This is a genomic window from Microvirga sesbaniae (assembly GCF_025460805.1).
Lineage (GTDB): Bacteria > Pseudomonadota > Alphaproteobacteria > Rhizobiales > Beijerinckiaceae > Microvirga > Microvirga sesbaniae.
In genome coordinates this window covers 1-7,370 of record NZ_JAMXFJ010000081.1, presented here as the reverse complement: position 1 = coordinate 7,370, position 7,370 = coordinate 1, and the positions used below count along the sequence as shown (strand labels likewise).

Annotated in this window: 7 protein-coding genes; 3 read left to right on the top strand and 4 right to left on the bottom strand. The window is 64.7% G+C overall.

Going from position 1 to position 7,370, the window contains the following annotated elements; all coding sequences use genetic code 11:
• From OCW50_RS32390 to OCW50_RS32375, 4 genes are all read right to left on the bottom strand, one after another.
• Positions 1-601 (bottom strand): phosphate acyltransferase (locus tag OCW50_RS32390; RefSeq protein WP_262300344.1); only part of this gene is annotated, 601 nt, incomplete at its 3' end.
• Between the two features lie 233 nt (positions 602-834).
• The gene (locus tag OCW50_RS32385) at positions 835-1,329 is read right to left on the bottom strand and encodes a helix-turn-helix domain-containing protein (RefSeq protein ID WP_262300343.1); all 495 of its coding nucleotides are present in this window, start codon (positions 1,327-1,329) and stop codon (positions 835-837) included.
• Positions 1,330-1,429: 100 nt separating this feature from the next.
• On the bottom strand, positions 1,430-1,735 hold the full coding sequence (locus OCW50_RS32380) for a hypothetical protein (protein WP_262300342.1): 306 nt from the start codon (positions 1,733-1,735) through the stop codon (positions 1,430-1,432).
• Positions 1,732-2,544: a DUF2092 domain-containing protein gene (locus OCW50_RS32375; protein WP_262300341.1), complete on the bottom strand. Its 813-nt coding sequence runs from the start codon at positions 2,542-2,544 to the stop codon at positions 1,732-1,734. Before OCW50_RS32375 ends, OCW50_RS32380 begins: the two co-directional genes overlap by 4 nt.
• Before the next feature lie 671 nt (positions 2,545-3,215).
• On the opposite strand from OCW50_RS32375, the gene OCW50_RS32370 reads away from it, so the two are divergent.
• The 3 genes from OCW50_RS32370 to OCW50_RS32360 all read left to right on the top strand — a co-directional run.
• Positions 3,216-4,862 carry an L-serine ammonia-lyase gene (locus OCW50_RS32370; protein ID WP_262300340.1) on the top strand — a complete coding sequence of 549 codons (1,647 nt, stop codon included), beginning with the start codon at positions 3,216-3,218 and terminating at the stop codon, positions 4,860-4,862.
• A 182-nt stretch (positions 4,863-5,044) separates the two neighbouring features.
• The gene (locus OCW50_RS32365; protein WP_262300339.1) at positions 5,045-6,034 is read left to right on the top strand and encodes a 2-hydroxyacid dehydrogenase; all 990 of its coding nucleotides are present in this window, start codon (positions 5,045-5,047) and stop codon (positions 6,032-6,034) included.
• Between the two features lie 375 nt (positions 6,035-6,409).
• A partial coding sequence (locus OCW50_RS32360) for a porin (protein ID WP_262300338.1) occupies positions 6,410-7,370 on the top strand: 961 nt, incomplete at its 3' end.

Here is a 7,370-nt window from a genome sequence, read left to right as displayed (position 1 = left end):
TCGGGTTCACGGTCTCCATGGCCGACAGGATCGCGACGCGCACGGGATCGACCCGGAGGGCCCGGGCGAGGTCGATGGCGTTCTGCACGATGTGAACCTTGTCCTCCAGGGTCGGGGCGATGTTCACCGCGGCGTCGGTGATGATCAGCGCGGTCTCATGGGTCGGAACGTCCATGACGAAGCAGTGGCTGATCCGGCGGGCGGTGCGCAGCCCGCCCTCGCGGCGAACCACGGCGGCCATGATCTCATCCGTGTGCAGACTGCCCTTCATCAGGGCCTCCGCCTGCCCGGACCGCACGAGGTCGACGGCCGCCTCCGCCGCCGCGTGGCTGTGTGGAGCGTCGACGATCCGGACGGAAGACAAGTCTTTCCCAAGCGCCTCCGCTGCGGCTCTGATCTTGGCCTCGGGCCCGACGAGAATCGGCTCAATCAGACCGAGCCCCACTGCCTCGAACACCGCCCCCAGGGAGGCCGCATCGCAGGGATGCGCAACAGCCACCTTCAATTTCGGCAGGGACTTGGCCGTCGCCACGAGCTTGTCGTATTTGTCATGTCGCCGCTGATCCTGGGACACACCTTGCGCTGTAGCCGCAATCGTCATGATTGCCTCCCTCTTGTGCACGCGATGGGTCGGCGCCATTGGCCGCCGGGTGCCAGAAGGGATCCGCGGAAGCGGGACATGCGCCCGGGTCCGCCGCCGCCCGGCCTGATTGCCGGAGCCAGTATGATCCCTTCCAACCTTGCTGCTTGACCCCTTGGGCCATTGCGTTGACAGTTTTGGACCGCCGGGCGCCCAAGGAGCGGGAACCCTGTCCGGGCCGTCCCGAAGGACATTTATGGCCCGCCTCCTGCCACTGGCCGGGTGGCCATGTCAGGAGGATCGCTAGTTCGGCTTGGGCGTCGGCGAGGGGCCGCACGGAGGCGGCGCGGGTCACGAGGCCGCGGCGCTTCCCGCCCCTGGAGATGATCGTTGCGCCAAGCCGACGGGGTCTGCCCGGACCAGCGCCGGAAGGCGCGCGTGAAGGCACTCAGCTCGGAGTATCGCAGGACCGCCGCGATCTGGTTCAACCCCATGTCGGTGTTTGCCAGCAGCTCGCACGCGATCTCGAAGCGGGTTTCGTTGGCCACTTTCCGGAACGATAGGCCTTCGGCGTTCAGGTGCCGGTTCATGGTGCGGCGGTGCATCGAGAACAGGCGGGCGACGCTGTCCGCGTAGCAGGTGTCCCTCAGCAGTTCGGTCCGCAGCACCCGGCGCAGATCCTGGGCCAGAAGCCCGATGTCATCGGCCGGATGCGGGTCGTCTGGCCGGTGGGCGAATGCCATTTCCATTGCTCTCTCTCCTCTCCGGCAAACTTGCGGGCTCAAGCATGTCCACTCCGCAGCCGCCCGCCTGAGCGCCCGTGTTGACGCGCGGTCGGAACAGCACTGTCTACGGGCAGCGGTAGACGATCTGGCCGTAGGAATTCACGACCTGCTGACAGCCCGGCGTCGCGTAATAGTAAGCTCCGGCCGCCGCGGCTCCAGCCGCAGCCCCATAGGCAACGGTTCGGCGGGTGGTCCGGCGGGCCACGCCCGCATAGCTCATGGGCGTTGCGGGGCGTCCGACCCGCGCCTCGGCCTGGCTGATAAGCGAGCCGGTCGGAAGGGAGCTATCACCGCCCCACAGCAGGGCCGCGCCACCGGCTACGAGCGCGAGGAGGGCACGGGACGTCAACGTCAGGCCTGACCTGTTCATTTCGCACCTCCAGGAACGACACCCGCTGGGATCTCATCGATGTCCTTGAGCAGAGTGATCGCGACGCCGGTGGAGCCCTCCGGCGGCTTGAACGCAAAGGCGTCCGAGGCTGGGCTGACGCCGGTCTTCCAGTCCCTGAGCCGCAGCGTGTACTGGGGCGCGGCACCCACCGCCTTGCTCGTGATGACGTACTTGCGCGGCAGCGGGCGTTCGCCGACCTCGACCCAGATCTGCCAGTCAGTGTCGAGGTTGCGGAAGGCGAGATGCTCGCACTCGACTCCTTCGACGACGCCGCGGCCGATGTGCTTGGCCTCCAGCACACCCGCCATCAGCTCCTCGTACGGCTTCGACAGCAGGAGATCAGCCCCCGGAAGTTCGAGCGAGGCCTCGTTGCGGAGCCGGTCGACGGCCTCGTCGAAGGAAGGCGACCCGGTCACCTGGGCGAACCGGTTGCCGCCACGGTCGAAGACCGTCACGTTCGAACCATCCGAGATGAGCTCGACATCGGCGTAGCCGCCGGTGCGGCTGACCCTGAACTTGTTCGGGCGGCTCAAGGTGACGTCGCCCGAGGCGCTGAACTGGATCTTCTCGACGGCCGGGGTCACCACCTCGACATCGGCATCATATTTCAGCGACAGGTTTTCCTGGCGGCCGACGTAATCCGACATCGCCTTCAGGATGTTCTGGGCCTCACCATCCTCCGCCGACGCGGCCGGCGCGGGAGCACCTGCGACGGTCGTTGCAGCGAGAAGACCCAACGCGGCCCTCGTGAGCGCCGCGCCTGGACGCGACCAGACCACTCGCCTCATTTCCCGACCCTCCCTCTTGGTTGCGAACGTCGGCGGCGAACCGGCAGGAGCGCCTTGGCCCTGCCCTGCGGGATCGTCAGCGCCCGCGAGACCACTCTAAGCCAGCCACAGCGCTATGCTTGACCAGTGAGGACAATCTCCTGACAGTTTGGGCCGCGGGTGCATCGCCTGGGAAGATCGTCTCCCGGCGATCACGGCTCGCCCTTCTGGCGCAACGAAACCTCGATCTTAGACTTCGCAGCCCTGCATCGTTCCTCGCTTGAGAATTCTTGGAAGACGACTGTCGGGACCAATCTCCACTCGGCTCTGTCGTTCGTAGCCGCAGAGCAAACTGAGTGAGAGAAGATGTCCATTAAAACCCAAATAGGTCGCACGGCAACCCGGCCTGAGTTCTGCGCTTGATCGGTATAGACGCCCCCTCGATACCTTGAGGCACACGCACGCCCTTGCGATAGTAAGCGGCCGCCTGAACTTCGAACAGATCTGTTCTTAACCCTTCCGACCTCGCGCCTGCGGCTCAAACTGTTAAGTACTTGTCCCTGATTATCAAGCGCAGGTCGCAGCTCTGCTTAGAAATGTTGCAAGTGAGGGAATTCCCTTGAAACAAGAATGAGGACTGAGCCGCCTCGAATTCGTGCCGCGTCTCCAGACCTCGAACAGGAGGACGCGCCATGACCCGCTCCAGCCAGGACGGCGAGCTGCTTTCCACACCGCCCGAACCCGTCAGCCCTCCTGCGGGCATCGACCGCCGGACATTCTTCATGCGCCATGCCGCGATCGGCGCGGCGGCCGTGATGACCGGCACCACCTGGGCGCCCGAGGCCCGAGCCCAGCAGGCCGCGACGGAAGCCGCCGCGCAGCAGGCCAAGCGGGAAGCGGCTGGCGGCGACGCCGGCCTCAAGATGAGTTCGGCACTGTCACCGGATCTCGACGTCGTCAAGTCGTCGAAGGGGCCGGTCATGACGGTGGCGGACGAGTTCTACAAGGTCGGCCCCGGTCCTTCGAGCTCCCATACCATCGGGCCGATGCGGATCACCTACGACTTCTACCAGCGCGTCGCGAAGCTGCCGGCGGACCAGCTCTCGCAGGCCACCGGTCTCAAGGTCCATCTCTTCGGCAGCCTGAGCGCCACGGGCAAGGGCCATGGCACCGAGCGCGCCGCCCTCGCCGGCCTGGTGGGCAAGGAACCGGCCACGGTCGACCCACGCTTCCTCGACGAGATGATCGCCAAGCCCGACCAGACCTATCCGGTGAAGGTCGGGAACAAGACGTTCAACCTGTCCCTGGCCGATATCGTCTATGACGCGACCAAGGGCGACTTCCCGCACCCGAACACCATGACGGCCCGCCTCATGGCGGGCGACAAGGTGCTCTACGAGCAGGAGTACTACTCGGTCGGCGGCGGCTTCATCGAGTGGAAGGGCTATGAGCCGCCCAAGAAGGGAGCGCCGAAATACCCCTACGCCACCATGAAGGAGCTGCGCCAGCACGCGGAGAAGAATAATCTCTCGATTGCCGACGTCATGATGGCGAACGAGATCGCCGTGTCCGGCAAGAACGAGGAAGAGATCAACGCCTTCCTGGACAAGATCGCCAACGCGATGATCGCCACGGTGAAGACCGGCCTGTCCTACAAGGACGACGTTCTGCCCGGGCCGATCAAGCTCCACTCCAAGGCCGCCACGGTCTACGAGCGGGCGATGGACGACACTTATATGAGCGACCGCGCCATCGGTCTGGTCTCGGCCTTCGCCCTGGCGGCGTCCGAGGAAAATGCCCGCGGGCACCTCGTCATCACGGCGCCGACCGGCGGGTCGGCGGGCGTGATGCCGGCCATCGTCTATGCGCTGACGCAGAGCGGCCGGGCGGTGCCGATGGACAAGATCCGACAGGGACTGCTGGCCGGCCTGGCGGTCGGCTACCTGTGCAAGCACAACGCCACGCTGGCCGCCGCGGAAGGCGGATGCCAGGCGGAGATCGGGGTCGCGTCCGCGATGGCCGCCGCCCTGATCACGCAGGTGCTGAACCAGCCGCCGCGGGTGATCGAGAATGCCGCCGAGTCGGCCCTCGAGCACCACCTCGGCATGACGTGCGATCCCGTCGCGGGCTATGTGCAGGTCCCCTGCATCGAGCGTTGCGCCTTCGGGGCGGTGAAGGCCTGGGCGGCCGCCATGATCGCCACCAACGAGATCGCGAGCCGGCACCGGGTCGATCTCGACACGACGATCAAGACGCTGTCCGACACCGCCAAGGACATGAACCCGAAGTACAAGGAAACGAGCGAGGCCGGCCTCGCCCAGAACCTGGTGCTCTGCTGAGCACCTGCCCCTGGTTCGGTGACAGGTGCGTGGTGTGGTTAGGATCCCTCGGCAAGAATCCTGCCAGCCCACCCATCTCTGAACCAGCCGTTCCGGAAAGCTCCGCCAAGTGGATCTCCGGTCGAAGGAGACTGTCGGCCGGGGCTGCCTTCGGATCAACGGTTTGACGGCTGGAGATGCAAATGCGGATCGCTCTGTTCAGCGCACGGGCCTACGAACGGGCACTGCTCGACGAACTGAACGTCCGTTACGGGCACGAACTCGTCTACTTCGAGACAATGCTCGGACCGGAAACGGTTGCCCTGGCGAAGGGCTTCCCGGCGGTCAGCGTTTTCGTCAACGATATCGTCGATGCCAATGCGCTGAAGCATCTCGCCGAAGGCGGTACTATGCTCGTTGCGACCCGGTCCACCGGGTTCAACCACATCGACGTGCAAGCAGCGGAGAGCCGGGGGATCAAAATCGTACGCGTGACCGAATACTCTCCAAATTCCGTCGCCGAGTTTGCGGTCGGCTTGCTGCTCGCACTCAACCGCAAGATACCGCGTGCCTACAATCGCACGCGCGAGGGCAACTTCTCTCTTGATGGACTGATGGGCTTCGATCTCGCCGGGAAAACCGTGGCCGTGATCGGCACCGGCAAGATCGGCAGGATCTTTGCGAAAATCATGGCTGGCTTTGGCTGCCACCTGATCGGCTTCGATGTCTATCATTCGCCCGAATTCGAAGCGATAGGCGGACGCTACGTCGACGCCGACGGGATCGAGGATGCGGACGTTATCTCCCTTCACTGCCCGTTGACACCGGAAACTCATCACATCGTCAATGAGCGAACGCTCGCCCGCGTCAAGCGGGGGGCGCTTCTGATCAACACCAGTCGCGGCGGTCTGGTCGACACCGAGGCGGCACTCGAAGCACTCAAGTCCGGGCAACTCGGCGGGATTGCCATTGATGTTTATGAGCAGGAGGCCGGTCTCTTCTTCCGGGACCTGTCAAGCACCGTGATCCCGGATGACCTGATCCAGCGCCTTGTGTCACTGCCGAATGTGATTGTCACGGGACATCAGGCATTCTTCACACGGGAGGCGTTGGGAACCATCCTCGACACGACCCTTGCAAGCGTTTCGGATTTCGCGGCGGGCCGTCCGCTGGTGAATGAGATCAAGGCGTGACCGCCCGGAATTCGTCCAGGTATTAGCATCATCCCGCACGGACATCGGGCCGGTCGCCACAAGCAAGGGCGGCCGGGCCTTCTGAACGCAACCGCAGGGAGAATGCGGATCCTGCGAGATGAAGAGCAGGCTGGGTGGTCGCAGAAGCCACTTCACCGTCCGCAATCCTGGGCTGACAACCATCACGGTCACGCCTCTTGGGAGTTCCTTTGCCCTATAGGGCGGCGTTCATCCGGGAATTGGTGCTGCCTGGCAACACCGCGCCAAATTGGCTGAGCGACGGAAATCCGCTTCTGCAATCTGGCTTGACCATTCCTCAGGGATCTGCCCAATTTTTCGGTAGTTTGGCAACTGACCCGATTTGGAGCTTGTACGATGGCGTCTGTGCGAACCCTGTTGCTCGGAACTGCGGCGATCATGTCCGGCGGAGCACAGGCCGCCGACCTGCCGGCCAAGAGCGCGGCTCCCGTCGAGTATGTCCGGATCTGCTCGACGCACGGCAACGGCTTCTTCTCCATCCCGGGCACCGAGACCTGCCTGCGCGTCGGCGGCCGCGTGCGCGCCGAATACGCCTATTTCGAGCCGACCGACCGGGAGGACGATTCCATCGGGTTTCGCGGCCGCGGCCGCATCAACCTCGATGCGCGCACCGCCACCGAATATGGCATGCTGCGCACCTACATCCGCTTCGAGCTGACGCACAACACCGGCGTCTATGGCGGCGACAGCGCCCTCGTGAAGCAGGCCTTCGTCCAGTTCGGCGGCCTGACCGCCGGTCGTGCGGTGTCGTTCTTCACGAGCCCGGACCTGCCGGCCCCGAACTTCGGCGATCTGCGCTTCGACGATCCGGCGAACGCCGAGGTGAACCTTCTGGCCTACACGTTCTCCTTCGGCAACGGCCTCTCCGCCACCCTGTCGCTCGAGGACGGGATCGGCCGCCGGATCAACAACGAGCTTGATTTCCCGCTGTTCGGAGTTGGTTCGACCTCGGTCTTCGCGCCGATCGCCTCGACCTACGCGGGTGAGATCGTGCCGGATGTGGTGGCGAACATCCGCTACAGGGGCACCTGGGGCGAAGTGCAGCTGTCGGGCGCCCTGCACCAGATCCGCGACGTGGCGGCGGGTCTCACGACGGTCGGCGGCGTGACCACGCCCGTGATCAACCCGATCACGGGACTGCCCAATCCGACCCATGCGGATACGGATTATGGGTTCGCCCTGGCGGCTCTCGGCTATGTCAACGTGCCCGCCCTCGGGGTTGGCGATACCGTGTGGATGATGGCCACCTACACGGATGGCGCGATCGGCTATCTCAACACCGGACAGACCAGCGCGA

What these genes read in the sequence shown, in the direction of transcription:
- OCW50_RS32385 (WP_262300343.1), bottom strand. Translation starts at nt 1,329, where the DNA reads ATGGAAATGGCATTCGCCCACCGGCCAGACGACCCGCATCCGGCCGAT.
- OCW50_RS32365 (WP_262300339.1), top strand. Translation starts at nt 5,045, where the DNA reads ATGCGGATCGCTCTGTTCAGCGCACGGGCCTACGAACGGGCACTGCTC.
- OCW50_RS32370 (WP_262300340.1), top strand. Translation starts at nt 3,216, where the DNA reads ATGACCCGCTCCAGCCAGGACGGCGAGCTGCTTTCCACACCGCCCGAA.
- OCW50_RS32375 (WP_262300341.1), bottom strand. Translation starts at nt 2,544, where the DNA reads ATGAGGCGAGTGGTCTGGTCGCGTCCAGGCGCGGCGCTCACGAGGGCC.
- OCW50_RS32380 (WP_262300342.1), bottom strand. Translation starts at nt 1,735, where the DNA reads ATGAACAGGTCAGGCCTGACGTTGACGTCCCGTGCCCTCCTCGCGCTC.